Annotated in this window: 33 protein-coding genes and 2 pseudogenes; 14 read left to right on the top strand and 21 right to left on the bottom strand. The window is 37.4% G+C overall.

What is annotated here, in order from left to right:
- Together PSE69_RS04890 and PSE69_RS04885 are read right to left on the bottom strand one after the other, a co-directional pair.
- A pseudogene (locus tag PSE69_RS04890) lies at nucleotides 1–330 on the bottom strand (terminase small subunit); the annotation flags it as partial.
- 110 nt (nucleotides 331–440) lie between these two features.
- On the bottom strand, nucleotides 441–683 hold the full coding sequence (locus PSE69_RS04885) for a hypothetical protein (RefSeq protein ID WP_272675099.1): 243 nt from the start codon (nucleotides 681–683) through the stop codon (nucleotides 441–443).
- 402 nt (nucleotides 684–1,085) lie between these two features.
- Here PSE69_RS04885 and PSE69_RS04880 point away from each other — a divergent pair, with 402 nt between their 5' ends.
- Complete coding sequence (locus PSE69_RS04880) at nucleotides 1,086–1,217, top strand: entericidin A/B family lipoprotein (RefSeq protein ID WP_048607741.1); 132 nt, start codon at nucleotides 1,086–1,088, stop codon at nucleotides 1,215–1,217.
- A 272-nt stretch (nucleotides 1,218–1,489) separates the two neighbouring features.
- Here PSE69_RS04880 and PSE69_RS19845 read toward each other — a convergent pair whose 3' ends face one another.
- From PSE69_RS19845 to PSE69_RS04860, 5 genes are all read right to left on the bottom strand, one after another.
- Entirely contained in the window at nucleotides 1,490–1,693 is a 204-nt protein-coding gene (locus PSE69_RS19845) for a crAss001_48 related protein (protein ID WP_434093495.1), read from the bottom strand.
- A gap of 543 nt (nucleotides 1,694–2,236) precedes the next feature.
- Nucleotides 2,237–2,686 carry a lysis protein gene (locus PSE69_RS04875; RefSeq protein ID WP_434093494.1) on the bottom strand — a complete coding sequence of 150 codons (450 nt, stop codon included), beginning with the start codon at nucleotides 2,684–2,686 and terminating at the stop codon, nucleotides 2,237–2,239.
- Nucleotides 2,687–2,706: 20 nt separating this feature from the next.
- Complete coding sequence (locus tag PSE69_RS04870; RefSeq protein ID WP_272675098.1) at nucleotides 2,707–2,880, bottom strand: hypothetical protein; 174 nt, start codon at nucleotides 2,878–2,880, stop codon at nucleotides 2,707–2,709.
- Nucleotides 2,862–3,332, bottom strand: a complete 471-nt coding sequence (locus tag PSE69_RS04865) for a lysozyme (protein WP_272675097.1) — start codon at nucleotides 3,330–3,332, stop codon at nucleotides 2,862–2,864. Before PSE69_RS04865 ends, PSE69_RS04870 begins: the two co-directional genes overlap by 19 nt.
- Nucleotides 3,332–3,601 carry an HP1 family phage holin gene (locus PSE69_RS04860; protein ID WP_004918813.1) on the bottom strand — a complete coding sequence of 90 codons (270 nt, stop codon included), beginning with the start codon at nucleotides 3,599–3,601 and terminating at the stop codon, nucleotides 3,332–3,334. The genes PSE69_RS04865 and PSE69_RS04860 overlap by 1 nt, the downstream gene beginning before the upstream one ends.
- A 79-nt stretch (nucleotides 3,602–3,680) precedes the next feature.
- Between PSE69_RS04860 and PSE69_RS04855 the strand changes: the two genes are divergently transcribed.
- Complete coding sequence (locus tag PSE69_RS04855) at nucleotides 3,681–4,625, top strand: hypothetical protein (protein WP_238563339.1); 945 nt, start codon at nucleotides 3,681–3,683, stop codon at nucleotides 4,623–4,625.
- Between the two features lie 93 nt (nucleotides 4,626–4,718).
- On the opposite strand, the gene PSE69_RS04850 is transcribed toward PSE69_RS04855, so the two are convergent.
- The 12 genes from PSE69_RS04850 to PSE69_RS04795 all read right to left on the bottom strand — a co-directional run bounded on the left by PSE69_RS04850 (nucleotide 4,719) and on the right by PSE69_RS04795 (nucleotide 11,406).
- Nucleotides 4,719–5,252 (bottom strand): antiterminator Q family protein, encoded by a 534-nt coding sequence (locus tag PSE69_RS04850; RefSeq protein WP_042844810.1) that lies wholly within the window; start codon nucleotides 5,250–5,252, stop codon nucleotides 4,719–4,721.
- Complete coding sequence (locus PSE69_RS04845) at nucleotides 5,240–5,551, bottom strand: Ref family recombination enhancement nuclease (protein WP_272675094.1); 312 nt, start codon at nucleotides 5,549–5,551, stop codon at nucleotides 5,240–5,242. Before PSE69_RS04845 ends, PSE69_RS04850 begins: the two co-directional genes overlap by 13 nt.
- 11 nt (nucleotides 5,552–5,562) lie before the next feature.
- On the bottom strand, nucleotides 5,563–6,156 hold the full coding sequence (locus PSE69_RS04840; RefSeq protein ID WP_272675093.1) for a DUF1367 family protein: 594 nt from the start codon (nucleotides 6,154–6,156) through the stop codon (nucleotides 5,563–5,565).
- A 114-nt stretch (nucleotides 6,157–6,270) separates the two neighbouring features.
- Nucleotides 6,271–7,152, bottom strand: a complete 882-nt coding sequence (locus PSE69_RS04835; RefSeq protein WP_272675092.1) for a DUF2971 domain-containing protein — start codon at nucleotides 7,150–7,152, stop codon at nucleotides 6,271–6,273.
- Nucleotides 7,153–7,176: 24 nt separating this feature from the next.
- Entirely contained in the window at nucleotides 7,177–7,914 is a 738-nt protein-coding gene (locus tag PSE69_RS04830) for a hypothetical protein (protein ID WP_272675091.1), read from the bottom strand.
- A 29-nt stretch (nucleotides 7,915–7,943) separates the two neighbouring features.
- The gene (locus PSE69_RS04825) at nucleotides 7,944–8,117 is read right to left on the bottom strand and encodes a hypothetical protein (RefSeq protein ID WP_272675090.1); all 174 of its coding nucleotides are present in this window, start codon (nucleotides 8,115–8,117) and stop codon (nucleotides 7,944–7,946) included.
- 86 nt (nucleotides 8,118–8,203) lie between these two features.
- Entirely contained in the window at nucleotides 8,204–8,677 is a 474-nt protein-coding gene (locus tag PSE69_RS04820) for a hypothetical protein (protein WP_272675089.1), read from the bottom strand.
- 61 nt (nucleotides 8,678–8,738) lie between these two features.
- Nucleotides 8,739–9,461, bottom strand: coding sequence for a replication protein P (locus tag PSE69_RS04815; RefSeq protein WP_272675088.1), 723 nt, complete (start codon nucleotides 9,459–9,461; stop codon nucleotides 8,739–8,741).
- On the bottom strand, nucleotides 9,458–10,414 hold the full coding sequence (locus PSE69_RS04810) for a hypothetical protein (protein ID WP_272675087.1): 957 nt from the start codon (nucleotides 10,412–10,414) through the stop codon (nucleotides 9,458–9,460). The genes PSE69_RS04815 and PSE69_RS04810 overlap by 4 nt, the downstream gene beginning before the upstream one ends.
- A 1-nt stretch (nucleotide 10,415) precedes the next feature.
- On the bottom strand, nucleotides 10,416–10,640 hold the full coding sequence (locus tag PSE69_RS04805) for a hypothetical protein (protein ID WP_272675084.1): 225 nt from the start codon (nucleotides 10,638–10,640) through the stop codon (nucleotides 10,416–10,418).
- A 17-nt stretch (nucleotides 10,641–10,657) separates the two neighbouring features.
- Nucleotides 10,658–11,113, bottom strand: coding sequence for a toxin YdaT family protein (locus PSE69_RS04800; protein WP_272675082.1), 456 nt, complete (start codon nucleotides 11,111–11,113; stop codon nucleotides 10,658–10,660).
- A 44-nt stretch (nucleotides 11,114–11,157) separates the two neighbouring features.
- Entirely contained in the window at nucleotides 11,158–11,406 is a 249-nt protein-coding gene (locus tag PSE69_RS04795) for a helix-turn-helix domain-containing protein (RefSeq protein ID WP_125892425.1), read from the bottom strand.
- A 107-nt stretch (nucleotides 11,407–11,513) separates the two neighbouring features.
- Here PSE69_RS04795 and PSE69_RS04790 point away from each other — a divergent pair, with 107 nt between their 5' ends.
- From PSE69_RS04790 to PSE69_RS04750, 9 genes are all read left to right on the top strand, one after another.
- A complete protein-coding gene (locus tag PSE69_RS04790) occupies nucleotides 11,514–12,266 on the top strand; it encodes a LexA family transcriptional regulator (protein ID WP_125892427.1) in 753 nt (250 codons plus the stop codon).
- Nucleotides 12,267–12,644: 378 nt separating this feature from the next.
- On the top strand, nucleotides 12,645–12,977 hold the full coding sequence (locus PSE69_RS04785) for a hypothetical protein (RefSeq protein WP_272675079.1): 333 nt from the start codon (nucleotides 12,645–12,647) through the stop codon (nucleotides 12,975–12,977).
- Nucleotides 12,978–12,989: 12 nt separating this feature from the next.
- Complete coding sequence (locus tag PSE69_RS04780; RefSeq protein WP_272675078.1) at nucleotides 12,990–14,954, top strand: hypothetical protein; 1,965 nt, start codon at nucleotides 12,990–12,992, stop codon at nucleotides 14,952–14,954.
- The gene (locus PSE69_RS04775) at nucleotides 14,954–15,454 is read left to right on the top strand and encodes a siphovirus Gp157 family protein (protein ID WP_272675077.1); all 501 of its coding nucleotides are present in this window, start codon (nucleotides 14,954–14,956) and stop codon (nucleotides 15,452–15,454) included. Before PSE69_RS04780 ends, PSE69_RS04775 begins: the two co-directional genes overlap by 1 nt.
- A gap of 44 nt (nucleotides 15,455–15,498) precedes the next feature.
- Nucleotides 15,499–15,678 (top strand): hypothetical protein, encoded by a 180-nt coding sequence (locus PSE69_RS04770; protein ID WP_096863384.1) that lies wholly within the window; start codon nucleotides 15,499–15,501, stop codon nucleotides 15,676–15,678.
- Between the two features lie 29 nt (nucleotides 15,679–15,707).
- The gene (locus PSE69_RS04765; RefSeq protein WP_272675075.1) at nucleotides 15,708–15,890 is read left to right on the top strand and encodes a hypothetical protein; all 183 of its coding nucleotides are present in this window, start codon (nucleotides 15,708–15,710) and stop codon (nucleotides 15,888–15,890) included.
- Between the two features lie 68 nt (nucleotides 15,891–15,958).
- Nucleotides 15,959–16,165 carry a hypothetical protein gene (locus tag PSE69_RS04760; protein ID WP_272675072.1) on the top strand — a complete coding sequence of 69 codons (207 nt, stop codon included), beginning with the start codon at nucleotides 15,959–15,961 and terminating at the stop codon, nucleotides 16,163–16,165.
- A gap of 44 nt (nucleotides 16,166–16,209) precedes the next feature.
- Nucleotides 16,210–16,419: an excisionase gene (locus PSE69_RS04755; protein WP_068445436.1), complete on the top strand. Its 210-nt coding sequence runs from the start codon at nucleotides 16,210–16,212 to the stop codon at nucleotides 16,417–16,419.
- Complete coding sequence (locus PSE69_RS04750; RefSeq protein WP_272675071.1) at nucleotides 16,374–17,549, top strand: site-specific integrase; 1,176 nt, start codon at nucleotides 16,374–16,376, stop codon at nucleotides 17,547–17,549. The genes PSE69_RS04755 and PSE69_RS04750 overlap by 46 nt, the downstream gene beginning before the upstream one ends.
- A gap of 90 nt (nucleotides 17,550–17,639) precedes the next feature.
- On the opposite strand, the gene PSE69_RS04745 is transcribed toward PSE69_RS04750, so the two are convergent.
- Nucleotides 17,640–20,753 carry a P-loop NTPase gene (locus PSE69_RS04745; protein ID WP_272675069.1) on the bottom strand — a complete coding sequence of 1,038 codons (3,114 nt, stop codon included), beginning with the start codon at nucleotides 20,751–20,753 and terminating at the stop codon, nucleotides 17,640–17,642.
- Between the two features lie 461 nt (nucleotides 20,754–21,214).
- On the opposite strand from PSE69_RS04745, the pseudogene PSE69_RS04740 reads away from it, so the two are divergent.
- The 3 genes and pseudogenes from PSE69_RS04740 to PSE69_RS04730 all read left to right on the top strand — a co-directional run bounded on the left by PSE69_RS04740 (nucleotide 21,215) and on the right by PSE69_RS04730 (nucleotide 25,230).
- A pseudogene (locus PSE69_RS04740) lies at nucleotides 21,215–22,413 on the top strand (integrase domain-containing protein).
- Nucleotides 22,414–22,657: 244 nt separating this feature from the next.
- Nucleotides 22,658–24,223, top strand: a complete 1,566-nt coding sequence (locus tag PSE69_RS04735; RefSeq protein ID WP_121875005.1) for an ATP-dependent nuclease — start codon at nucleotides 22,658–22,660, stop codon at nucleotides 24,221–24,223.
- Nucleotides 24,208–25,230 carry an AAA family ATPase gene (locus tag PSE69_RS04730; protein WP_121875006.1) on the top strand — a complete coding sequence of 341 codons (1,023 nt, stop codon included), beginning with the start codon at nucleotides 24,208–24,210 and terminating at the stop codon, nucleotides 25,228–25,230. The genes PSE69_RS04735 and PSE69_RS04730 overlap by 16 nt, the downstream gene beginning before the upstream one ends.
- Nucleotides 25,231–25,432: 202 nt before the next feature.
- On the opposite strand, the gene PSE69_RS04725 is transcribed toward PSE69_RS04730, so the two are convergent.
- On the bottom strand, nucleotides 25,433–25,924 hold the full coding sequence (locus tag PSE69_RS04725) for a hypothetical protein (RefSeq protein WP_121875007.1): 492 nt from the start codon (nucleotides 25,922–25,924) through the stop codon (nucleotides 25,433–25,435).
- Nucleotides 25,925–26,097 lie beyond the last annotated feature (173 nt).

Below are 26,097 nucleotides of genomic sequence, written 5' to 3'. Positions count from 1 at the left end.
ATTGACGAATTTGACTTGTGAGTCATTAAGCCCGTAGTTTCGCACATCAAAGGTATTTTCATCATTGTGCGCATTATCTTGCTCTCTACTCTGCGCAGTTGGTATTGCGCTATTACATATAGACTTTTTTGCGCATTCTTTATCGTGCGCAGTGCGCAATTTCTTTTGCGCAGTTTTTTGCGCAGATTGCGCAGCTGGCCTTTTAATATATCGTCGAGCAGTTGCGTAATTAAGTCTCTGGTCTTCACACCACTCTTTAGGGGATATTCCTGATTTAGCATGTTCGGTGAGGAACTGTTGCTGTAGCGTCCCCCAATCCGGTTTAGCCATCATCTTTATCTCCTTAGCTCATTAGAAAGTCTACTTGTAGAAATAAACGTTCTGATTAGCTATTTCCCCAATAAAAAACCCGCTCTAGGCGGGTTATTGTGAATTCTTTTTTATTTTGTTTCTGGAGTAGCATCTCTCATTGATTTAGGAATTTCTTTTTCACCATATTCTTCAGCTATGTCCATTATTTCCTTATATGGGCGAGCATACGGACCAACTACAACAGTAATATTTTTCTTTTCTGCCTCTTCAGGCGTTAACTTCATAGCTTCGACTGTCATTATCAAAGCTACTTTCAAAGCCGCACCTGTCCATGGTAAATATTTAATTTCGTCCCCTTCACTACCTGCCATAGCAGCCTCCCTAAACACTACCCACTTACTAAATTCTACCCTACAAAAAAGACTGATGCCTTGCCTAACCAATTTGGTATGGCTATTGATGTTAATAATAAGAGAAAACCAATTACAAAGTATTGGAAAACATAAAGCATGCGGATAAATAGCTCTTTTAATATCATAGAGTGTACCCTTTATTGCTAATGTTGATTAGTCACCAAAACAAGTATTAACACTTAAAATATAGCAGCTCATTTTCATTTGTCAGGTACCGCAAGCCACACCAATCCCACATAAACATGATGGCTTAATACTAGTATTACAGCTCTATGCAGATAAAAATGGTAATCAAATTGTTCTGCTATAATTAAAAGTGATCTTTTGTAACTTATAACTTCACACTAAAAGGAAGAAAATATGTTGAAAAAAATCAGTTTCCTCATCTGCTCATTAGCTGTTGCTTTCACATTAACTGCCTGTAACACCACTAAAGGTGTTGGTGAAGACATAGAGGCTGGCGGAGAGGCAATACAAAGAGCAGCTCAGTAAAAAATCTACTCTCATGTCTAAAACACTAGAGGTTATATTTATTCTTCTAGTGTTTCTCTGGACATTTAACGACACTCAATTCTGTATTTTCTTTTCCGTATTTGCTTACACTTAATTCATGTGAAAACTTTGCTAATCATCTATGCTGATAGTGTATTCAAATTATTGCTTCGTTTTATTTCGCCCCTAAACTGGGGCTTTTCTTTGTTTTTACTGCGTATTTTCTCATACCTCCCTTATAAAAACTCGTATAGGCTGGCTATTATGTATAGTTATTTTCCATCATTTACTATATCTACTCTCATTTTTAATATAGATGACAACGCTTTCATTGAATAAAGTTGTGACTCAAACAATCTTTTTTCACTATCTGATAGTTTATTAAATACTCTACTTTGTATAAATTTGACTAAATATCTAATTCTTACATCTAAGAGTGCTGAATCATTTAGTAATTGTTGACTTCTGTTTTTCATACCACTTTCGTACAATCATTTACATTAATTATGGGTATTTAAAGGGTAGATGTGAATCCAGATATTTCAAATTATCAATGACTGATCATACCAGGCTAAAGGCTGCTGTGAGACCTATCCAATATCTGGCTACTAAAAAGCGCCAAAATAGAGGCTCATTGTTCACTTAATCGACTATAAATTTAAATTCTTAGAAATCATTTTGCATACTTTGAAATACCGACTATGTTTAAAGAGATATTCAATTGTATAAAGCAACATCTTTTAGCCTACTGCTGTGTAGGCTTTTTTTTGTTAAGGATATATTTTACTATTTGATAAGAATTCCATCACAAAGAGAGCTGTATCAATATATATGTATACTTACCCCATTGCGCTCTTACTCATATCTATCCCTATCCTTATCTGCATCCTATTCATTATTAGTAAAGATAAAAAACAACCAGATATAACGACACTTTTTTTAAAGTTTTCCATCTACTTATTAAGCGCCCTTACCTTCATAAGTTTAATTTTTTTTGCAAGAACATTTACCGATTGGTATTAACGTAAACACTCCGTTCTAATGTAATCCTGCAATCCAAGTATCATTTGCTTGGACTCTGCGATTCGTTGTCTGAGTAACCAATAATTTCGGATAGCGGAGTCAGTAGGTCTGGCGGTGATTGCATCATCCAAGCCGGTGGCGGTAATGCTTTTGGCTTTTTTACAACTGGCTTTGATGTACACCCGCTCAGGATTACGCTCAGCAGCAATACGCAACTTATCAATTTCATTTTTTGCATTGGCTAGTTCCTGAATATGTTTAGTATCGAGTTTATGAAGTGATTGAATTCGTTCTTGATAAGCCTCATTGATTTTGACTTGCTCTGTCAGCTCGACGAGTAATGCGGCATTCTTGGTGTTTAGCTCACCTATTCTCTCATGTTGCTTCCACATTCCCCATATGCCTACCCACGCTGCGATAAATAACGCGACTCTGACTGTATTCATGGCGATTACCATATAGAAGATTAAAAATTAACTTGCTGACCTTTATAATGATCGATGGCTTTCTGGCAGCGCTTTTCTAAACTGACTTTATCAATACTGCATGTGTTTTCTGTGAGTCTGTAGGCACCAAATACAATCATTGATATCGCAAGTAGCATAAAGAAAATTACAACCACTATAGGTTTCCATGACATATGGCCGCCTCCGCCTCTCTACGATTAACTAGCCCACGCCATACCTTACCACCAGCGTAAACCCATTTTTTTAGTTCTTCACAAGCACCGTATTGGTCACCTACATTTAGCCTTTTCAACATTGTCGACTTAGCAAATGCGCTGGTACCAACATTAAATGCAAATGAATAAAGCGCTGCTTTTGTATATTCATCAACAGGAACTTTAACCAGGCGATCTACTTGCAGTTTAGTTCTCATAAAATCCAGCTCTAACAGCTCGTTGCATTCTTCTTTTGAATAAACTTTGTTGGGAACAATGTCCTTTCCCGTATGCCCATAGCAAACTGTTAAAACCCCTCCCACATCTTCATAAGGTTCATATCTAATACCTTCAAAATGTGCAATCACCGTTAAAGCGATAGCCGAAGCCCCTGCGCCAACAAGCACAGTTAGTTTTTGTTTGAGTGACATTAGATATCCTTAGGCGCTTTCGCCATAAGTTCGGCGGCTTTTCGTGCAGTAGCTGAAGGGTTTAGAGGGTCGGTTTTGTTAACCAGTTCTTCAAATAATCGAGTTCGCTTTCTCTGTTCTCGTCGATTCATGAAAAAGGTCGCGAGACCAAGGATGATGCTGAACGCCATCCCGATAATAAAGCCCCATTCATAAAGCGACAGGCTTGCAAAGAATGCTGTAAGCCCAGCACTGCCGTAGGCTGCGTTGCTATATTTATCCATACGCATGATTTCACCCCCTACGGAGTGTTCCATTATTTAAGTTAAATTTGATAGTATAGAAAAATTCAATACTCTAGGACTAATTATGAAAAGCATTGTATTTTATGAGCTAAACAGATACTTGATAAAAATAGTAAAAATATTTGAACCATTACAAAAAATCAGGAAACCTTTGATGTATTTACCTGTTATATATGGCGTTCTATCTCTTTTTCTATATTGTAAAAACAATAAAATACAACTTATGGACTTAATAAGCATTAAAATAATAACTACTATTGGTGTGATTTCAATTATATCAAGTATTATTATTATTTTTTATGTTGGCCTATGCTTTTTTTTAGCACTAAAAAATGAAACAATCTTCAAACAAACTGGCTTCAAGAAAAAAGTTAATGATGTAGCCAAACTGGTTATATATCTATCACTTTCTTTATTTATCTATCTTATTATCACTAACAGCCCTAAATTAACACCCACGTTTCTTATTGTAACATCCTTACTAGTCCTCCCTTCTTATATAACACTAAGAAAAGTATCAGACATTCCATTATCTAAATTATTTCTTTTTACCATTTCCACCATTATAGTTTTATTTATTTATTTTTTAATATTATTCTCTCTAATACTAATATCATCTGCAAGCAGTGAAGAGTTTTCTAATATTATATATTTATATGGCATTACCTTTTTAGTTATAATGCTTTTAATGACTTTCTTTAAAGATAATCTAAATAGTTCCATTGTGTTATTAATTTCAGGAATAATGCTATTAACACCAATAATTTTACAAAGTACTTTTCAAATAAAAGCATCAGGGCTTGGAAATGAATATAGATGCTACTTAACTGATGAAATTAAATCCCTCAATATCCCTGAAAAATTTACAACGCCCCAACCTGACAACATTAGTAAAATCTTTATTACTGTCAAAACAACAGATGTAATGTACATCAAAAAAAGTCAAAGCAGTCAAGATTTCTTAAGGATAACGACGATACCCAAAGTCGAATTTTCTTGTACTGAATAACACCACTTAAATACATACAAACAAAAAACCCAGCGCATTGGCTGGGTTAGTTGGTGAAGTTACTAAAATGGCAACTTACCTTGAAATAGTGGCTCATTGGATCAAGGAAGTCAACACGTTCTTACTATTATTTTTCTTTTTCCACTCATTATCGCGTATTTTAAATGCATTATAGAGATGTGGATAAATTAAATACTCGGCAGAACGGATAATTTCTTTTACCTCACGGCGACATGTGGCCATTGAGGGCTTTCGATATTCAAGCGTGCGATTTCTGCGAACCATCTGGCGTGGCTGTGCAATACCATAATAATAACGAGCAATGGCACGATCGGAGCTCACAAAAGCATAGCGTAATAACAATAATGTGAATGCGACTCGGTCTATATGATAAATTTTATCGACCACCTTGGTGATTAACATTCCGTCATCGTCATTACACATTTCCCTTTCTGGATAATCACGCTTTTCTACAGTAGCCATAAATTCAGCGATGATACTGCTTTGGCGTTTCTCTAATCTACCGCTGTAAACCCAAGCACCGAATTTGGATAGCCAACCTTGTAACCAAGCTTCTTGCTCAGCATCAAGTACAAGTCCATCAGAAATGTTTTTTATACTCGACATGCGCGCAGCTCCATTACTTCTCTTTTCGTTTGTTCTAATAACTCAATTTCGGTACCATGAATTTCTTGCCATGTTTTGGGTGCCGCATGAAAGCCGGTACCATAACTAGCACGGTGGTGAAGTGGACATAACGGTAAGACATCTTTATGACTAGCCCGTTGAGCAATGCCCTGCCCCGTTCTTACATGATGAATTTCCGCGAGACTTGCTCCATACCCCATATTACGGCAACAAATACAGCCAAGTTCGGCTACATCTGATAGCCATTGTTTATCTTCTTTGGTCTTTGATTTAGTCATTGGTCTTGCCTCTAGGTAAAATCTAATAACTGAGCCGCCACATTTTCAGCAGCTTCTTGGGTGGGAAATTTACGGAATAGAATGAAGTTCCAGAGCACATCGAGGGTTGATTTATAGAGTTCGCCAAAGGCTAGGTCATCCATTTTGGCAAAGCTGATTGATTTGACTACACGGCGTAGGCTACCGTCTGGCATTTCAAAGGTTTCATAATGGCCAGACTGCTCTACAACCCAATAGCGGAAAGCATCAAAGGATTTGGTTGCTGAAATATTGTGAGCTCGTTTCTGTGCTATCTCATCGAGATAAACATCAGCAGCAGATTGGAGGGCGTCATCGTTATCGGTGTAGTAAGCAAGGAATTTAACGTAACCACGTATCAACTCTTTTTCTTCAGGCGAAATGGTACCACCAGTTGGTTCCCAGTATTCATACCCTAGATTGAGTAAAGCGAAGTATTTACGGTGGAAACGTGGGTTGCGAGCTTTCTTGAAATCAGCCGAAAGCACATCACCACACTTGATTTTGGAATGCAAAAAATCCCTTGCCGCTGGATTAGCTGGTACAAGAGTGTCGTTAGACATTTTGATAAAGCTATGCTGTGCCATACGTTTCTCTCAGTAGACACAGCAAGTGTTAAGATTGGGTGTTCAGACCAATGATTGCTTATACTAATATACAGAAGACGATATATCTAGATTATGGCACTCTTTTTTATACAATTAATCTATTAACGGATATCTATCAATTTTTCTGTTTTTTGAGTCTGGAGATGCTTTAAATAATTGAGTTCCTTCAAAAAAATCATCATTCATAATTAAATTTTTTATTTCTTCTTCATCTTCTTGCTTCGTATTATGACCTAACGTTATTGAAGTTATTAACCCTTTCGGAATATCAAATAGATGATAACCAGTTTCTGTAACAAATGATGCATTATCAATAGAATCAATAATTCTACATTCTTCCTCTTGCTTATGATCCGTATGTTTATTATAAAACATATGGTTACTTACTGTACCTTCTTTATTTAAGGTATTGTTTATATATACAACCGGAGGTTCATCATGATAAATAACATTATGTAATGACCTTAACATATCATCTTTACTAACTCTTCTATCAAAAAATGCATGCTTCTTGTCAAAACCAATCATGAACCCTTTAGATGAACTAGCATAATGTCCCCACATATAATTACTATCCCATCGATTTGTTAGGGATAGAACACATAAATTATCAATTACTCCTAATGAATATAAATGCTTAGTAGCTTTAATGTACCCTTTAATCCTTTCATTTATTTCTGGATTATTCTCTGACAAGTAATATAGGTACTCTTCAAAAGAAAATTTTCTGTTCAGTTGAAATTCTTGTATTTCCTTTGCTTTCATCAGCATATTTTTTTGTTCTTCCAAATCAGGGGATGAACAAAACTGAGCTATCATATAATCAAGATCTTTGCCTTCATCGCCACAAATCTTGAATTCTAGCTCAAATTCAAAACTATCATTTAGTTGTTCTTTTTTAGAAAAACAAATTCTTTTTGATTTTAAAATATCCATACGCTCAGGAGGAACGTATTTATATACTTCGTTAACCATAATACCATCCTTATTATTTAACTGTTATTTATCATCCCATTGATGGTATTTTATAATAGGAACAACCTTTTTATAAAGCGTGATTTCATTTTCAGGAAATAAAATATTAGTAATTCTTCCTACTTCCAAGCAATGAGATAAACAGTAATTATTATAGATAGGTTTCAACTTAAACAAATATGGATTACCTTCCGTTTTGCTTTTCAAATTTAATATTTTTTCAGAAGATGTTCTCTGGTAATCATACCCATAGCGTGATAAAAATATAATCAATGTGTAATGAAGAATATTAAGTATATACCATTTGTTACATTTTTTACCTTCATCGATTTCATACAAAAAATTATATATCTTACTAAATTTACCATCCATTTTTTTAAATTCATCATATGAAACTATACCTTTTTCTGTTATTAACATGTCAGCTAATGCATTAAGGTCCCCTTTGAAAAAATGGTCTTTATCATTTTCACAATCATATTGCTTTCCAAAGATTGATGCATCACAAACAATGTGCTTTATCACTTTTATATACTTAACAAAGTCTAAGTCATCTTGTTCTGCTAATGTGCTATCCATGTATACTAACTCTAGCTCTACTTTTCTAGACCACGCATACAAACTTAAAAACCTATAAGCAAATGAATGAGTATAATATCCGTTATTCGCTCCTGTAGCATATTCCTGTTTTAACCATCCTTTATCTGCATTATCAGTAAAATTCCAGATTCTATAATTTAATGCCTCAGCACTGTCTAGCAATGGAACCTTATGTTTAGATATTGCTTCTTTTATTTTTTTTGTTGCTCATAGCTATGATCAGAATGTAATTTATATTTATAAAAATACTTCTCCCAAAAAAAATTAGTTATTCCTTTAAAAAATAACACTGAGATAGTTGTACATGCCCCAATTATTGCCACCAGAATAGCGGAAAATTTAACTATTTCTTCGGGACTTAACATATTTTCTCCTCGCAAATTCAAATACTATTATTAATGAACCGCGTTATATACTATATTTAGTTTTAGTACAACTGCCCACAAACATTTCAATCACTAAAATTAAATTCAAATAAAAGAGAACCATGCCTAGAATGGATCACAAAAATGTCCCATCGTATTGCATACCAAATTGGTGGGGATATATTCACCCTGTATATTGAAGAACCAATCGTGTATGGCTGAATTAAATCCCTAAAGCCAACGACTAAATTTTTTAGTAAATCCGAATGCTTTGCAGCAATACCTAGCTGAAAAAACCATTCTTCCACTATCTTAATCATGTCGTTTTCGCTGATTTGATCTAACGAAACATGCCAATCCTCAATGGGGTGCTTATCGCTATGGCGAACAATTACTGACTGAACTGAGCTAAGTAAAGTCGTTTTCTCTTCAACATAAGTGCATTCATACTCAGGGGCAACATTCGGCTCTCTATTCAATGATTCAATAGCGCATAAATAGCCATTGATTTTTTCCACATCCAGCAAAACGAACTCTTTGGCCATCGGTTTATATTTCATTTTTCATCACTTTTATTTGATTTAGGTTTCACTATATACAATATATTCAGCCAATAACTAATTAACTATCCCGATATAAAATTTTAGCCCTAATTTCCTTTAATGCTTGCTGACCTATCAGTCGATATTTACCCTCTTTATCAATGAGCTCTGATGTAGATACACCTCTTTTTGCTCGACCGATTAAAGGTTTGATTGGTGGGATTGGTTTGCCCTCCTGAATTTGGTTGTAATAAGCTATTAGCTGCTTCTTGATCGATTCCCCAATTTCTTTATCCGACAAGTTATACTGCGTCATTCGTCGTCTTGCTTCAGGTACAATCCAATACATAATCGGGGATTTCCAAGGGAATGCCTCAACGGATGGATATCGCCACTCCATGTTGCTATAGCGTTTCATTTCAGCCATGACCTCACAAACTGAAGGTAGGCCCATAGCTTGCATCATTCCCTCGCGGCACCAACTGATAAATTTGCCACAGGAGGGAAAAAAATCAGACTCTTGCTGCCTAGCCACACTCATTCCTGCTTTCAATTGCTCAACAGATGTTATGCCATTTTCGATAAACGCCAGCACCCATTGCCGTTTAGTTGCTGAAATATCGTCTTGGTTTGAAAACACAGTATGCTTTGCCGCTGGGAAAATTTGCACTAAGTTATCAAACAGCATATCAACCAACTTTTCCGCATGCTCATTGATGCCAACGGGTTTATTGATTGGCTGAATTAGGCTTGATAATTTTTTGCTATCTCTGTTTTCAATTGCGAAGAGAAGACTTTTCATAGTGTGTTCTCCCATGCTTCAGGGCTATTCCAGTGAGCTTGTGCTAGCGAGCAATCTTCACCCTGTGGAATTTCAGCAAATTTTAATACCAGTTTGTCCCACTGTTTTCGAAGTGTGCTTGGGCTAAGAATATTTTTGCACCAAAATGGGTCCTTGTTTGCTCTATCAAACAACCGGCAAATCTGCCTGTGCGTTCTGCCGTCAATGGTGCGCATTAACCGTACATCATTGGCCCATAACGCCCAGTTTGGTTCTTTTGGTGGATTGATATCGTCATCAGATGCAGATGCATTTTCGTAAAGTTCAGTCACCCGTTTGGATATCCACTGCGCACAAAGCAAATCATCCGATGTTCCCCATTGCCGTTTCTTTGCACTGAACACAACGGCATCAGGGTGGCGAGCCACAAACGAATTATCATTCGTGTTTTGGTCGGGTTGTGAAACAACCGGACAAGAAGGGTTTATATTCTCTGTAGTATTCTCTGTTGTAATCTCTGTAGGATCGAACTGCGGATTTGTTTCACCGCCACCGTCGAATTTGTCTTGTGGCGGCCGTTCATTTTGTTGTTTCGCCAAATCCCCATAGTGACTTTCCCCGATTGCGCTTTGCGCATTTGGGAGATTATCAATAGGTTGTGTCATAATTTGGTCAAGTTGCTCGCAATCTATACGGTAATATATTTTGTGTTCTAGACGCCTATCCGTTTCAATTAAAATCCCACGTTTCACAAGATGTTTTCTTGCCGTGAGTTGCTCGCGATAGCTTAACCCCGTTTCGGCCGTAATATCCTCAGAAGACTTATAGACCCCTAATTCGGAATCAGTTTTATCCTGCCAATAAAATATCTGGCTGAAAAATATCACCGCATTGACGCTACCAAAGCGTTTAACTAGACCAGGGTAGTAAGCCACTGGCCGCCCAAAATCGAGCAACAAATCTGATGGTCTCATTTCACACCCCCAGCGCTTTCGCGATATCACGGCAAGCGTTCTGGTACTGCTCGGGCGTCAGTTCCTTTAAAAGCAGCTTTTGTTTTTGTTGTTTGTACTGCATGGCAATATTGAGTGCTACTGCCCTTCTTCCCTCGAAAATATCTTCAATTTGTTTTCTGTCTGCTGGCTTTCCATTCAATAAAAAACCATTACAGTAGGTAATCAATTCCGTCGTTCTTAGCATTGGTCTTGCCTCTTGAATTAGTGCACGCTGGTCGGGCGTGATATTGCATTGAGTGCGTTAACGGCATTATTTATTCGGTGTGACATGTCACGCCCCTCTAATAAAATTTCGGTCATAGCTTCTGCAAATCGCTGTATGGCCACTGATGCTAAATAATTTTTAGTGTCACCACGTACTCGAGCTAACCTCGAAGCTGGCAACGCCATCTCAATTGCAGGCATCAGCTCTGCTAATTTTTTCATTGCTGCGTTCGAATCGCCTCGCAACCAACGAAATATCTGCTGTCGGTTATTGTTAATTGCTTTCCAATCCGCTTGGCCTCGTTCATCTTCAATCACATGTAAGCGGCTCTGTGATTTGTCTCGCGTGATCTGCAAATACGCGCGGCTTATCTCAATCGCTACGTGCTCTTGACCATGTTCTGTCGCCCAGCTCTCAATTTCAGAGCGGACAATATCGATATCAAAGCTCATCTCTGCGTCTCCTGTCGCAAAATTGATTATGAATAATCAGTTTTTTAATCTGATAGCTGTAATACTGATGGCTCGTTAGGTAAGCCATCGTAAGGGTTTGGATAATCTATCGGGTTCAAATCATGTGGGGTCACTAGCCAATTTGTTTTGGATGCCCACTCAATAGCTTTGCGTCCCTTTGGAATGTAATTCCCTGCAATGACTTGGCTAATGTAGCCCTGTGTCACGCCAACTGCCTGAGCAAACTCAGACTGGCTAATTTGCTGTTGCTTTAGGTAGATATTTAATTTCATTTGTTAGCTCCTTTTTAACTTAACAATGCAATATTAGCAATGCTAATTAAATAGATCAATAGCAACGCTATTAGAAAAATATTAGTAATACAAATAAACTAGACGGTATGAACAGAAAAATTTCCGAATCTGACAAGGTAGCAGCCCAGAATTTACGCAATATCTGGGAAAGCAAACGTGAATCTCTCGGCTTAACTCAAGAAAAAGCCGCGGAGGCACTTGGTTTTGCTACACAAGGAGCGGTTAGTCAGTACCTAAATGGCCGTACCGCCTTAAATACAGATACCACATTAAAATTTGCGGCTTTACTTCGCGTTGATCCTGAAGATATCAACCCTGAATTAAAAATTTTACTCGACTACGTCAGGTCAACAAATCGAAATGTTGAGATAGCTCAGCCGCAACAATCGGTTAGAAATGATCACAACACATTGAGATTAATGGATATATATGCGAAAGCAGGCCCGGGTGGTTTTATTAACAATGACTTCCCAGATACCATAAAATCTATCGAGTTCTCTTCTGAAAAAGTTTTTGAGTTATTTGGTCGTAAAAGTCTGAAAGGCATTGAGATGATTAATATCAGTGGTGACAGTATGTCCCCTGCAATTAATCCTAGAGATGTTGTCTTTGTCGATACACATAGCGACTTCTTTGATGGGGATGGCGTTTATGTGTTTAGTTTTGAAAATTCTCTATTCATTAAACGACTACAACGCGTTAAAGGGCGAAAACTTGCGGTCAAATCAGATAATCCTGCCTATGAAACCTTTTATATCGAAGAGTCTGAGATGCACGACTTGCGTGTAATAGGTAAAGTTATAAAATCTCTTCCAATAAAAATGGTTGATTTTGCTTAACTAAAACAAACAGTTAAATACCGCCGCTAATATTAGCGGCATTTTTTTGCTCAAAATAATTAGCAATGCTATTGATAATTAAAAATAGCGCTGCTAATATTCATTTCATTAATACAAACACAGCAAGTGTTTAGATAAGTGTTCAGACTTAAAAATTAGCCCACACCAGGGAAACAGTTAGACCAAAGCCAGAGGCAAGACCAGACAACTCGGAAAGACGAGTATTGATTTACACACGTAAAAAAACCCACCGAAGTGGGTTCCTTTACCTCGGGTCGCCGACCAAAGCTAACCGAGAGTTCTACTAGCGCGACCAAACGCTAGAAGAGGCAAGACCGATGATAAATCACTGATCACAGTTATTTTAAAGGAGCTGCTATGAAAGCACAACCTAAAACCCTAAGTGTCACCCTTTACATTCATGCTCAGAAACAATTTGACGGTTCATATAAATACCGCCCTTATCCATTCAAATATGATATTGAATCTGGTTTAGGCTTTGTCATTGCCGAGCATACTATCGACATTCCCTTTACTGCTCCGTCAAACACTGAGCTAGTTCAATTAGAGATTGACTCACTCAAAGCTGAACAAAGCAAAATTCTTGCTGATGCGCAGGTGAAATCAAGCCTACTGGAAGACCAGATCCAGATACTGCTCTGTTTGGAAGGCAAACCCATTTCTAAAACTGACGAAAAAAACCCTTATTAAGAGGCAAGACCAATGACAACTTTTATCTGTGTATTTGAGCCTACGACCGAGGCTCGAACCAATGGTGCTGTACCTTTAACCATCGCTTTCAATGCAGCGAATGCTAAAATTGCGGCAGCAACAGCAATGATTAAGCTATCGGAAGCTTACCCTGATTCCATGGATAATTTTAATATCGATGAGCCGATTATTTGTGAGGATGCTGTAGGTTCCCCCCGCCCTGCACTCGATCAGTTCGATGAAAAATTTGCACTTGAAAATGAGTTCGACGGAGAAAAATGGCAACCCATTAAATATAAAGAATTTAAAAAGCTTGCAACTAAACCCCGCGTAGCTGCTTTACTGCTATTTGGTAAAACTCAAATTACTGATAAGGAATACACTTTTACATTAAAGGTCCTAAGCGAAGAAGCAGAACCTAAAATTCGTAATATTGCAACTGGCCTTGCTGAAATCACCAAAGTTTCATTAATGGATGCCGAAGCCACAATGGAAATCGCGCAGGCGGTTTATGAGTATGCTGACGATAATGTCACTATCGAAGAAGCTAAGGCGCTTGGTGAAAGTTGGTTAACCGAGGAACCTGAACTTCCCCCCGTTAAAGATGAGCCTGTTCTTAAACGTGATTATGCCGCTCTTGACCTCGAAATTGCCCTCGCACTCTTGGACATTAAACCAAGCGATGCAAAAAGCGCAGATATTCGCAAAGCAAAAGAACTCATCAGCGCTGAAGATAAAGCATGGAAACGTGTATCAATGGATTTGCGCACATTCCCTAGCGTTCTAGATATCCCTCGCGAGAACATATTTGCACTAGTGGCAGAAGCACGCGAAAAGCCCGAACTATTTGATGATGCTAATGCCCGTAAAGCGTTTATTGATTCAAAACTTGGTGCCAATAGCCCTAAAGTAACCTCACTCGGGAGTGGTCGTTTTGCAGTTGATAATTTAGATGCCAAGCCGGCTAATGATGAAACACCTGAGCAACCGGCTAAAACAGAAAAACCAAAGCGCGCTAGTAAGAAGAAAGACACACCGGCTAAAGTAGAAAAAGAACCTGAACCGGTTGTTATTGAAACACCTGTTATTTCTGCGCCAATTGCCACTGAACAAGATGACTTTCAACAACGCGCAGTAGTAATTGATGAAGTGATCGATAGTAATAATGACCACCTCAATATTTGGAAACGAGTTCAACGTACTGATTCACGCTTTACCAAACCACTTGATGGCATGGGCTTTGTTGGTACCAGTATCAACAGCACTTACATGTTTATGCGTGCGACTGAAATCTTCGGCCCAATAGGTGAAGGCTGGGGTTATGAAATCATTGAAGAAAAAATGATTGATGGAAAGCCCCTTGTCGAACCCGTACTCGATGCCCACCATAAACAAGTTGCAATGAGGTTCCTGCGCGATGGGGATGGAACATTACTCTTTGAACAAAATCACTCAATCAAGATCCGCTTTTGGTACATCATCGAAGGCGAAACTCGTGGTGAGTTTGAGAGCTACGGTGCCACACCTTATCGCTATCAGACCAAGCAAGGAATAAGGACGGACAGTGAAGTGATAAAAAAATCACTCACCGACTCAATCAAAAAAGCACTTTCCATGCTGGGCTTTAGTTCTGACGTATTTATGGGAATGCATGATAACCCTGAATATGTGGCGAGTAATAAGCTCGAGTATGAAATCAAAGCCGCCAGCGATAACGCTGAAGATGCGACCCGCATTCGCAAAGAGTTAGACGAGAAGTTCACGCGACACACTGAAACGATGCGCAGTGCAGTGACGCCAAACGAATTACGGGGTATCACTTCCACCCTTACCCGTGAAATTTCAACCCATGCCAAGTTGGCCAAACAACGTGGCGACAGTGAATATGAAAAATATTTAAACGGCCGTCTACGCCGACTAAATGAAATTGAAAAAGAGTGTTTAGACCAACTGAAACAAAAAGAAGAGGCAAACTAATGACCAAGACAACTACTATTGCAATGGCTGCTGACTACAGCAAATTACAACAACTCGTCGAAACAGGTGAATTCACCGCAGAAGATGTCGCAGATACCTTAGAGGGCATCGAGTGTGAATTAGGCGACAAACTGGATGCAATTATGCTTCATGCCCGTAATTTAGAGGGGCAAGCTAAAACACTGGATGATGAATCTAAACGCTTGGCTGACCGTAAAAAGTCATTCGAAAATCAGGTTAAGAACCTGAAAAAATATGCATTGGATTGCTTGTTAACATCAGGCAAAGACAAGTTAAAAACCACTAAAAATACCTTTACGGCTCGCGCGGGTGTTGTGCGTGTCATCATCGATAACGAGGCAGCATTGCCCGATGAGTTGGTGGATGTTCAGACCATTACTGCCCCTGATAAAAAGCGCATTAAAGAAGCAATCGAAAATGGTATTGAAATACCTGGTGCTCACTTAGAAGTCGGTGATCGCTCATTGATGGTTCGTTAATCACTTTAGCGCCCAGCAATGGGCGCATATCAGGAGATATTTTTATGGCCATGAAATTAGAAGTCATCATTACTCACGATGAAACTAACAATAAATGTAGTGTGGAGTGGACCACAGCATCGACTCAACAAGTCACTCGCCAAGAAGAACAAACGCTATCACTGGTAAAAAAAGCGCTGTTACTTCAACTGGGTTACCCAACGGCACCAGCTGTTATCCATTAATATGACATGTCAAAAACGAGGCAAGACCAATGCTAAGACACGAGCACCAAAAAGACCAAGAAGTCAAAATCACCCTACCCGATGGTTCACATGGGTTTGTTTCAACGGATAGGCGTTGCAAAGTTTCTTATGACTTTCCTGCACATATCAAAATTGAAATACAGCCTACAGTAATCGCACAACAAAGGGTGGTCGGCAATCTAATTGATTAAGCATAATCAGTTTTATTCTGCATTTTCTCTTACTGTGGTGGTTTATTCAAAACCAATGGATAACCACCATGAAACAACCACAATTAACTCCTTGGGAACCCGAGGAACAGTTATTAACTGAGTTTGATATTAAGTTAGGCAAGCTAGCTGCCAGTGTAAAAAACAGACCATGTACTGAAGCTGATATCAAGCATGCCTGCAACATTGCTGACCAACTTATTTTATTAATGATGAGGCAAGACCAAGATGAAACAAAATATCACAGAAGGCTATGATTTATTTCGCTGCGACATTAAACAAGCGGACATAGGAGGAAGTTATGTTATATGAATGTTTGCCTATTTCCGCATACTGCAATATGTACGGAGAAACACCAGAGTCCATTAATAAGCGCATACAGCGGCAATATTGGATAGTCGGTGTACATGTTTTAAAAGTTGAAGGTTCAAAAGAACGTTGGATTGATATTGCTGAGGTGAATAAGTGGGCGCGAAAAAACAAACAGGCTACGCACTACCAAGAGGGGTGACGGTTCGTAACAACAAAACCAGCCAAACTATTGTTATCACGTTTACTTATAGAGGGGCGCTCTGTAGAGAGCCGCTCTCTAGACTAACTGTCGATAATAAAAACATTAAATACGCTGAAAGGTTGCTCGCTGAAATTCAAAATAACATTGAAAAAGGCACTTTTAATTATGCTAAATATTTTCCTAACTCTAAAAAATTAATGCTTTTTGGTGTTAATAATCGCGAGAAAAGAGTGGTTGACTATTTAGAGGAATATTTAGTTATTTGCGAAACTCGAAATTTATCGCCCTCAACAATTGGCGGTTATAAAAAATGCAAAAGCGCCTTGTCTGATTTGCACCAATTACATGTTTCATCACTAACACCCGCGATCCTAAAAAACTGGATACAAAAGCAAACGACAGTATTAAAAACCATCCGTAATCAGCTCTCATTTTTGCGTAGCTCCCTAGATGAAGCCATTACCGATGGGATTGTATCAATTAACCCAGTAAGCCTTGTATCCGCTTCAAGATACCAATCAAACAACAGTGACAATAAAAGCAGTTATATCGTTGACCCTTTGTCACCTAAAGAAGTCTCAGCCCTACTCGCTGCGGCAAGATATGGGCAATGGAAAAACTTATTTCAATTCGCCATTAATACTGGGTTAAGAAGCTCTGAATTATGTGCATTGAGATGGAGTGATATAGATTTCATAGAAAATACTGCACACGTGCAATCCGCCAGCGTCGTCGGTGTTATTAAGAAAACCAAAACTAAAGCTGGTACCAGAAAGGTTGAGTTGAATAGTGAAGCCATGAATGCCCTGAATGACCAAAAGCAATTCACGTTTATGAAAGACAGTGTAATTTTCGAAGACCCGAAAACAAATAAAGTCTGGGCAGGAGCCGATGCAATCAGGAAAAAAGCATGGGTACCAACCCTGAAGAAAGCAGGTATTCGATATCGTAACCCATATCAAACTAGGCATACATTTGCTACAAGGCATATCAGTCAAAGCGCTAACCTATTTTGGCTAGCAGGACAAATGGGGCATAAAGGACCTGAGATGCTGTTTAGGCATTATGGCTCCTACCTTAAAGAGTACGATATAAACCTAACTAGTAATATTAAAGAACTATACTGAATAAAATTAAAACAATGTTTAATGCCCACAAAACATATTGGGAGGGCATTAAACAGATCAATATTTACTATTTATTGACTTTTCATAAAATTACTCTGGCCTAAGCTCTTCAGCAAAAGGGCCACTGAATGAAAAGGCTAAAACAAAACTAACTCGATCCCCTTCTTTCATTGCTCCCCACAAATCACCCACTACACTTTTTGAAGGGACAAATAACTCATAGCCATAACCGTCAATATTTATAAATCCAAATCCTTCCCTTTTCCTAATAATAGTTCCTTGATGAATTTTTGGTGAATCTATTCCCCCATCCATATCTCTTATTTTATGTCTCTCTTCAAATGAAAACTTTCCGTTTCGTACATTTTCAAAAATTTCTTTAGAGTATTCATGTTCTTTTGGAGTTGAATAGATGTAAGAGTACCTAGCAAACCAAAATTGTGCTTGATAGTTACGATCACCAGGAGTGAAGGCACGTCTATAATAGTAAACTAATTCAGATGGTTCACTATTTATATGATTTCTTAAGAGCTCCGCATAATGAAAATTAAGATTATGATTAGCTCTTCTACGTTCTAAAGCTTTTTCTAAAATAGATTTAGCCTCTGTAACCTTATTAGAAATTAAAAAGATCGTTGATAATCTGATAGCAAGATATGGATCTCTATCATTTTCTTCAAATGCTTTCTCCATTGCTTTGTAGGCAGCATCATTATCATTAAGTAATCTAGCTAAAGAAGCCTCTAGGATGTGAGTATGGCCTGTTGAAGGAAATTTTCTTTTATTCTCAATAAGTTCTTGCTGAACATTTCGAATACTCTCATTTATTATTTTATCTGTAATATCTTCTTGTTCAAGAATATTTTTGAGGGCCAGAATTGAAAGTTCAATTGAAGTGGATGATACTAGAGGACTATCTCCCCATTTATTAACAATTTGCTGAAGGTAACCCCGAGCTTCATTTATTGCTTTACTTTTTTGAATCGAATCTGAAGCTTTCTCTGATATATCACGCCAACATATGGCTAATGTATGTAATATACTAGAGTCATAAGGAGCCTTTTCTTTAGCTCTCTCCAAGAGTTGGAGTGCAGTTTCAATACTTCCATTGAGCCTAAACCGCTCATAATTAGCCATCTGTTGTAGCAAATATGGATCATCACCAAATACTTTTTGAGCATGCATAAATATTGCATTTACATCATTATAATCAGAAAATAATTCATGAAGTGATCTAGCTTTGATTAGAAGACGATAAGAATCTCTATCTGAACTGAATGAAATATTCAATTTACTTAAAATTGAAACATACTCATTATATCTATCTTCGTTATTTTTCAATACTCGTTTAAAAACAATTTCAGCGATTTCAGGATGCCTAGCCAAATAATAAACATCTCGTTCACTTTTAATTTTACTTATCACAACCTTTTCTAAAGGCTTATAAAATTTTTCACTAAAATCCTCAAAAGTGACATCATGAATCCGTGAAATCAACCCTGCTCTTACAGGGACTCTTAATCGATTTAATACACAAACTGTTAAATATATACTACGAGCATTTTCTGGGTAAATATTTGAATACTCATTAATAATAATCTCTTCAAAAGGCTCTCCCATTGTGGCCTCATGTAAAGCTACTAACAGTTGTCTCCCATGTTTATCTTTCAATTCATAACATATTTCATCATGAGTTTTCTTGCTTAATATAGGTCCTAAAGAATCGTGTTTCTCTAATGAGTTTGCAAGTTTGGATATTTCATCCTCAGATAAGTATTTAAGTGAATACTTGTCGGTTATTAATTCATCTAATGCTTCGCACCTCATATTCCATTCATTATGTCTCTCAGTGGTAATTAAAGTTACTTTCAACTTTTTTAAAATAGCTACTTCTATAAATTTAGTCATTTCAACTGCATTATTTGCAGCATCATCCCAAAAAATAAATATACGCTCTCCCGATTTACGATACAGTTCTTCAATATGATCAGGGTCCAAACTTCTGTCAAAATTCACCCAAATAGAAATCCCAACTCCTGATTCCATTGTTTTCCATGCTATTTGACGAAGTAAAACAGTTTTTCCTGAGCCAGCCTCTCCTTTTATGACATAGAAATCGACATTTATTTTTCTTTCTGATTCCGCTTTTTCAATAATATCGGAAAATATTTCATAAGCTAATGAACGCTGAATTGCTATATTTTCCACTATAGGAGACCAATCTTGATCTATTCCCTTAAAAAAATCTATTGCATTACAAGCAGGTACCGACATGGAATCCGTTAGTACTTGAAAATCAACTTTAAGCGATTGAACTAATTCATCACTTGGTTCTACGTGACTATTAAAGAATTTTTGTATGACGTGTGATGAATTACTAACAGCAAGAGGAAGTATTCTATGATTGTCATCTATTTCAGTGCAAAGTTGTTCCATGAAATCAGCAAATTTTAAGTCTATTGCTGTGATCTTTTTTTGTGCCCACAAATCTATTTCAGCTTTCTTTAAGCCTGGTTTTAAAAGGTAATGCCTTTCTCCATTTGGAGCTTCTTGATGCACTTGCTGTAGAACTGCCCTAATATTCGAATCTTGAAGACTATGGCCTACAAAAACTATTGAATTCTGATATGCTAGCTCATATAAATATTTGAATAATCCTTCTCTATTCGACTTATGGTCATTATACTGTTCTGTAGTCAAGATTAATGGTAATTTTTCATCATTAGTTCTTGTTACACATCCATGAAGTTTTATATAGGGTAAATCACTATCCGAAAATACTGTTTTTTGAAGATCTTGCTCATCAGAAATAAAAGTTTTTAGCTCTTGAACTCTATTACTTACCTGCTGATAGCATGTTTCAATAAGCCGGTCATAATTTGTAGAGAAAATAGCAGGCCATCTAAAAAGAGGTATCTGAAGGTGAAAATCAGCAGGACTGATACCTGCAAAATAATCTGAAATAAACCTCTGAACCTCTCGCAAGCTATATGAAGATATAGCCATTTCAGACACATACATAAGTGATTCATTAGGAAATTCACCTTCTAAAAACTCCTCATTCAATAAATTTCTTAAATCATTACCTAAAGGTATTTTTTTATTCTCTTGTAATTTTGCACCAAATAATGCACCTGAACCAAGAAAAAGAGCAGCTCTTCCTTTTTTAATTTTATTAATCAATGGAGTAGGTATTGAGGTCATATATTTATCATACTTGGCTTTAACCAAGATCTTCCTTGTAAATTAATAATATCAATAACAATAGCAGATGGTTTTTAAATAGTTAAGTAATGCTAGCCTATAGCTTACTTGTATTTATGGTACAATAATTCATAGATATATAACTGACAATATGTTAATAACACCAGCATTAGACCTACGCCAAGACCTCCATGTGCACGTCTAGTGCACATGATTGAAACTTAGTAAAAATACCCTTTCATAATCAATCAATTAAAAAATTACGGACTCGGGTTCAACTCCCGCCAGCTCCACCAAATATAGTATCATTGATGTTCAGTGATGATTAAAAAAGCCTTCAATTTCATAGTTGAAGGCTTTTTTTATATGTATTAATGGTCAGTTATGTTCAGTGACAAGCAAAAATTTTAGTTATATCATTAGTTATATTCTCTATGTATAACTAAAAGGCGTATAACTACATGGCGCGTACAACAGTTCCACTCAGTGATACCAAGCTTAAATCAGCAAAACCCAAGGATAAAGATTATACGCTGCAAGATGGAAATGGCTTATATCTACTAATCAAAACAACTGGCTCAAAAATATGGCGCTTTAACTACTACCGCCCTATAACCAAGAAACGAGCGCTTATTAGCTTTGGTAGCTATCCTACAGTTAGCCTTTTAGATGCTCGGCTTAAACGTGAAAACGCACGGGAGCTTCTAGCTAAAAATATAGATCCACAAGAACACAAAAAAGCTGAAGAACAACGCCTATTTGAAGAAAAAAATAATACTTTTGAAAAATAGCTCAGCAGTGGTTCGAAATCAAAAGTAAATCTAGCTTGCAAGAGTCAACTTTGAAAGATATTTGGCGTTCTCTTGAGCTACATGTACTTCCTCATGTTGGTGATATAGCAATAACTGATTTAAAAGCTCGCCATTTTATTAGCGCATTAGAACCCTTAAAAGCACAAGGCAAACTAGAATCAGTTAAACGAGTAGCGCAACGCATTAATGAAGTGATGTTTTATGCTGTGAATGTTGGCTTTCTTGATGCTAACCCTGCTGCAAAAATTACCGCTGCCTTTGAAAATCCAGTTGTAAAAAACTTACCTGCATTAAAACCTGATCAGCTTCCTGAATTGATGGCTGCAATCCAAGGAGTCAGCATTGAGCGACAAACTTATTGTTTACTGCAATGGCAATTATTAACTATGACTCGCCCAGCCGAAGCGGCATGGTGTGAGATCGATCTTGATAATAAGCTTTGGACTATCCCACCAGCAAGAATGAAGATGAAAAGAGAGCATATCATTCCTCTCTCTCCTCAAGCATTGGCAATATTAGAAACTATGAAACCTATAAGCGGTCATAGGGAACACATTTTTCCTAGTATGAAATCACCACACACTAAACCAATGAATAGCCAAACAGTTAATGCGGCTATCAAGCGTGCTGGCTTTACAGGTCGCCTTGTAGCACATGGATTCCGTTCAATTGCATCAACTGCATTAAATGAGCATGGATTTCAACCTGATGTGATTGAAGCAGCTTTAGCCCATATCGATAGCAATGAGGTGCGACGCGCATATAACCGAGCTATTTATCTCGAACAAAGGCGTGCAATGATGGATTGGTGGGGAGAGTTTGTTAATAACGCGATCAATAACCATTAGTGTACAATTAAATTTAATTGTCTGTTTTGTGCCATAAGCGGAAGTAGTTAACAACCATCAGTGTTGTTCAACGGGGGGAGCAGTTATACCTCAAAACGTGTTAGCAACAGGTAAGAAATCCTTACATGTTGACTCATCTTTATCCCTTTCAAAGTTGTAACTCGTGATTGCAACAGCATTCTTATCACTATGAAGTCTATATAATATTCTAACTAATAATTTCCATCGTTAGGCGAACACTATAATGACGCATATTTTGAAGGCAAAAATAAAAAACTTTAAGAAATTTCGAGAGTATGAGATTTATTTTGATCCCAAAAGAAACATTCTGGTTGGGGATAATGAAGCAGGAAAGAGCACTATATTGACAGCTATTGAACTTGTATTGAGTGGCAGTAGAAGCAAAGTAGAGAGCTTGGGTATTGAAGCTTTGCTTAATGCCAGTGTTGTTTCAGAGTTTCTTGCGGGTGAAAAGAATATAGACCGCCTTCCGAGTCTTCATATTGAATTATTTCTGAACGAAGCAGATAACCCAGACCTCAACGGTAGAAACAATAGTGATGGAACATATGCTGACGGGCTTCAATTGATCTGTGAGCCGAACGAAGAGTTAAGCACAGAGATACGGCAAGTTTTGGATGCTGAAGGTGATAACTTTCCATTCGAATTTTACGTTGCCAAGTTTATTACATTCAATGGGGACGCATACTCGAATTATCGGAAATTTTTGCGCTTTTTGTCTATTGATAGCACTCAAATTAACAACGAGTACGCAAACAGTCAGTATGTAAAAGCCATGTATGAAGCGACTGTGGATCAACCTGTCCGTTACAGTCTAATGAATGAATATAGACAGCAAAAAAATGCCTTCAGGGATACTCAACTAAATGTGATTAATGATAATTTAGAAGGATACGATTTTGCTATTCGCTCAGGCTCAAAGTTCAATTTGGAAACTGACCTAACCCTAACAGAGGAAGGCATTCCTATTGAAAATCGAGGTAAAGGAAAGCAGTGCTTTATAAAAACTGCGTTTGCATTGAGAAAACGTGATGAAGGCAAGAGAATTGATGTCTTGTTACTAGAAGAACCTGAGAACCACCTCAGCCACACTAACATGTATAAGCTAATTAGTCAGGTAGAGAAGTCTCATGATAATCAGGTTATAATTGCAACCCATAGCAGTCTAATTAGCTCTAGATTAGATTTAAGAAAGACGATTTTACTGAATAGTGCAGCAACCAGACCAGCTACCTTGACAGACCTTACGAGGGATACAGCTAAGTTTTTTGCGAAAGCCCCTAATCATAACATCTTAGAGCATGTCCTTTCTGAAAAAGTAATTCTTGTTGAGGGTGATGCAGAATATATTCTGATGGAGTGCTTATACGAGCGAACTAAAGGCCATCCACCAAGCGAGGATGGAGTTCATATCATCTCAGTCGGTGGTACTAGCTTTAAACGATATATGGAAGTTTCTAAGTTATTGAATATTAGGACCGCGGTGATCCGTGATAACGACAGTGACTATCAAAAAAACTGTATAGATAATTATCATGATTATCAGGCAGATTGTATAACTGTGTGTTCAGACACAGATAACACAAGAACAACTTTTGAAATATGCATGTATCAAGATAATAAAGAAATCTGCGACGACTTATTTTCAGGCAGAGGGATACAATTAACACCGCAACAGTATATGTTGAATAACAAAACTACTGCAGCGCTTAGGTTACTTGAGGAGAAGGCGAATGAAGTCGCTGTACCTCCATACATTAAAGAGGCCGTTGAATGGATAAGCGAGTAGTACTAGCAGTTGCAGGATCAGGCAAAACACAACATATAATTGATAAATTGGACATAAATAGTCGTGCGCTGATTGTTACTTACACTGTAAATAATACTACTAATCTAAAGAAACGTATTCTAAATAAATTTGGAATAATGCCTAAAGGTGTACGTGTTTACACTTATTTTTCATTCCTGATATCGTTCTGCGTGCGACCAATTGTTGGTAACGACATGAAGATAAAGGGGGTTAGTTATAGTGATCCGCCTAGATTTGCGAAACGCAACACTCATGAACATTATGTCAGTCAAGGAGACCGGCTTTACCATAACCGTATTGCGAAGATGATGATGGATTGTGATGGTGTGTCTGACATTTCTGAGCGTATTGAAAAGTATTTTGATTTCTTCTGTGTAGATGAAGTTCAAGATTTCGCAGCCAATGATTTTAATTTACTTTGTCAGTTGTCGAAAATGGATGTAGAAGTATTATTCGTAGGTGACTTTTTCCAACATACTTTTGATACTAGCAGAGATGGTAATATTCAAAAAAACCTACATAGCCACTATGAAGCATATCTTACCAAGCTCAAAGATTCAGGATACACAATCGACTCAGATACACTCTCCCATAGCTATAGATGTAGCCCTACAGTTTGCAGATTTGTTACCGAGCAAATTGGCATCACAATAAGCTCCCATCGACAAGATGAGGTCAATATTGCCCTAATTGACGATACTGAACATATTAAGAGGTTATTCTCCGACGATTCCATCGTTAAATTGTTTTTTAAAGAAAGCTACAAGTACGTTGGAAGGACTGACAATTGGGGAAATACAAAAGGCTTGGATGATTTCGCTGACATTTGCATAGTCCTAAACCCGACCACATTCACAGCCTATACAAAAAACCGATTGTCTACTTTGGCACCATCGACGCTAAATAAGCTATACGTAGCTTGCACAAGAGCTAAAGGTAATGTGTATTTTGTCTCACAACGTTTGTTAGACGAGTACAAATGTTAAACCAAGAATACAGTAAGGTGCCTAACCGGTGCTCCGTGGGTTTACATAGAACGTGTCCACATTTCGCTCATAGCAGACTACTACTCTATTAAATTTGGCGCAGATATAATCAATATCACTCAAATAGCCTAAAGCCAATGTAACAAAGGCCTTCCAGAAATAACTAGAAGGCCTTTAATATAATACCTTACTGATTGAACAGTTAACTTACAATATCTACTTTCAAGCAGTAACGGCGGCTCAATTTCACACCATTAACCTTACACTGGCGAGTGCTTTTGCCTTGAGCATCAGTAAGTAACTTTCCTTCTGAGACCAACTGGCGAATCACAGATTTTTTATTCCCAATAATATTATCATCAAAAAATGATGAATTCACTGTGATATAATCTTCCCCCTTGATTTTTAAAGCAATAACATCTAAGTTATTTAGTTCGTCCTTGTCTACTAGACTCTTTTTCGGTTTGCAGGGATTTTTCAATGTATCTAATAGCTTTTGATTAAAAACAACCTTTTTAATAGGATTTTGATCTATAGCTTTCAGATAACAATGTGTAATTCCATCAAAAACCTCCTTCTCAGTAAAGGGGAGAACCTTAGTTTTAATACCGAGTATCCCACTTGCGTATGCTAAAGCAAAACGAGTAGCTATACGTTTATCTAATCCATTAGAACCTACTAAATTCTTCTCCAAGAATTTAGTAATATAGTCGTCGAGCTTATTAGTAATATACTCTGGAGATTTTTTGCTAACCTGTGTCAGTATTGTCCACTCCCCCTAAAATAAGACAGCTATAATTAGAGTTTCTGCCCTAAAAATTGCAGAGGTCATGATGAAAAAAGCCCGTTTTACTGAAACTCAAATCA

This window comes from Providencia sp. PROV122 (assembly GCF_028482365.1).
Classification (GTDB): Bacteria; Pseudomonadota; Gammaproteobacteria; order Enterobacterales; family Enterobacteriaceae; genus Providencia; species Providencia stuartii.
The sequence above is the reverse complement of the archived record's forward strand: the minus strand, read 5'-3'. Positions and strand labels throughout refer to the sequence as shown.

Excerpts from the sequence above, each read along its gene's own strand:
- PSE69_RS04860 (WP_004918813.1), bottom strand. The coding sequence starts at position 3,601 with ATGCGTATGGATAAATATAGCAACGCAGCCTACGGCAGTGCTGGGCTT.
- PSE69_RS04745 (WP_272675069.1), bottom strand. The coding sequence starts at position 20,753 with ATGACCTCAATACCTACTCCATTGATTAATAAAATTAAAAAAGGAAGA.
- PSE69_RS04850 (WP_042844810.1), bottom strand. The coding sequence starts at position 5,252 with ATGTCGAGTATAAAAAACATTTCTGATGGACTTGTACTTGATGCTGAG.
- PSE69_RS04810 (WP_272675087.1), bottom strand. The coding sequence starts at position 10,414 with ATGAGACCATCAGATTTGTTGCTCGATTTTGGGCGGCCAGTGGCTTAC.
- PSE69_RS04755 (WP_068445436.1), top strand. The coding sequence starts at position 16,210 with ATGTTATATGAATGTTTGCCTATTTCCGCATACTGCAATATGTACGGA.
- PSE69_RS04770 (WP_096863384.1), top strand. The coding sequence starts at position 15,499 with ATGGCCATGAAATTAGAAGTCATCATTACTCACGATGAAACTAACAAT.
- PSE69_RS04840 (WP_272675093.1), bottom strand. The coding sequence starts at position 6,156 with ATGGCACAGCATAGCTTTATCAAAATGTCTAACGACACTCTTGTACCA.
- PSE69_RS04795 (WP_125892425.1), bottom strand. The coding sequence starts at position 11,406 with ATGAAATTAAATATCTACCTAAAGCAACAGCAAATTAGCCAGTCTGAG.
- PSE69_RS04815 (WP_272675088.1), bottom strand. The coding sequence starts at position 9,461 with ATGAAAAGTCTTCTCTTCGCAATTGAAAACAGAGATAGCAAAAAATTA.
- PSE69_RS04780 (WP_272675078.1), top strand. The coding sequence starts at position 12,990 with ATGACAACTTTTATCTGTGTATTTGAGCCTACGACCGAGGCTCGAACC.
- PSE69_RS04870 (WP_272675098.1), bottom strand. The coding sequence starts at position 2,880 with ATGTCATGGAAACCTATAGTGGTTGTAATTTTCTTTATGCTACTTGCG.
- PSE69_RS04735 (WP_121875005.1), top strand. The coding sequence starts at position 22,658 with ATGACGCATATTTTGAAGGCAAAAATAAAAAACTTTAAGAAATTTCGA.
- PSE69_RS04775 (WP_272675077.1), top strand. The coding sequence starts at position 14,954 with ATGACCAAGACAACTACTATTGCAATGGCTGCTGACTACAGCAAATTA.
- PSE69_RS04875 (WP_434093494.1), bottom strand. The coding sequence starts at position 2,686 with ATGAATACAGTCAGAGTCGCGTTATTTATCGCAGCGTGGGTAGGCATA.
- PSE69_RS19845 (WP_434093495.1), bottom strand. The coding sequence starts at position 1,693 with ATGAAAAACAGAAGTCAACAATTACTAAATGATTCAGCACTCTTAGAT.
- PSE69_RS04790 (WP_125892427.1), top strand. The coding sequence starts at position 11,514 with ATGAACAGAAAAATTTCCGAATCTGACAAGGTAGCAGCCCAGAATTTA.
- PSE69_RS04760 (WP_272675072.1), top strand. The coding sequence starts at position 15,959 with ATGAAACAACCACAATTAACTCCTTGGGAACCCGAGGAACAGTTATTA.
- PSE69_RS04845 (WP_272675094.1), bottom strand. The coding sequence starts at position 5,551 with ATGACTAAATCAAAGACCAAAGAAGATAAACAATGGCTATCAGATGTA.
- PSE69_RS04800 (WP_272675082.1), bottom strand. The coding sequence starts at position 11,113 with ATGAGCTTTGATATCGATATTGTCCGCTCTGAAATTGAGAGCTGGGCG.
- PSE69_RS04730 (WP_121875006.1), top strand. The coding sequence starts at position 24,208 with ATGGATAAGCGAGTAGTACTAGCAGTTGCAGGATCAGGCAAAACACAA.
- PSE69_RS04855 (WP_238563339.1), top strand. The coding sequence starts at position 3,681 with ATGAAAAGCATTGTATTTTATGAGCTAAACAGATACTTGATAAAAATA.
- PSE69_RS04785 (WP_272675079.1), top strand. The coding sequence starts at position 12,645 with ATGAAAGCACAACCTAAAACCCTAAGTGTCACCCTTTACATTCATGCT.
- PSE69_RS04865 (WP_272675097.1), bottom strand. The coding sequence starts at position 3,332 with ATGTCACTCAAACAAAAACTAACTGTGCTTGTTGGCGCAGGGGCTTCG.
- PSE69_RS04885 (WP_272675099.1), bottom strand. The coding sequence starts at position 683 with ATGGCAGGTAGTGAAGGGGACGAAATTAAATATTTACCATGGACAGGT.
- PSE69_RS04825 (WP_272675090.1), bottom strand. The coding sequence starts at position 8,117 with ATGTTAAGTCCCGAAGAAATAGTTAAATTTTCCGCTATTCTGGTGGCA.
- PSE69_RS04835 (WP_272675092.1), bottom strand. The coding sequence starts at position 7,152 with ATGGTTAACGAAGTATATAAATACGTTCCTCCTGAGCGTATGGATATT.
- PSE69_RS04765 (WP_272675075.1), top strand. The coding sequence starts at position 15,708 with ATGCTAAGACACGAGCACCAAAAAGACCAAGAAGTCAAAATCACCCTA.
- PSE69_RS04805 (WP_272675084.1), bottom strand. The coding sequence starts at position 10,640 with ATGCTAAGAACGACGGAATTGATTACCTACTGTAATGGTTTTTTATTG.
- PSE69_RS04880 (WP_048607741.1), top strand. The coding sequence starts at position 1,086 with ATGTTGAAAAAAATCAGTTTCCTCATCTGCTCATTAGCTGTTGCTTTC.
- PSE69_RS04820 (WP_272675089.1), bottom strand. The coding sequence starts at position 8,677 with ATGAAATATAAACCGATGGCCAAAGAGTTCGTTTTGCTGGATGTGGAA.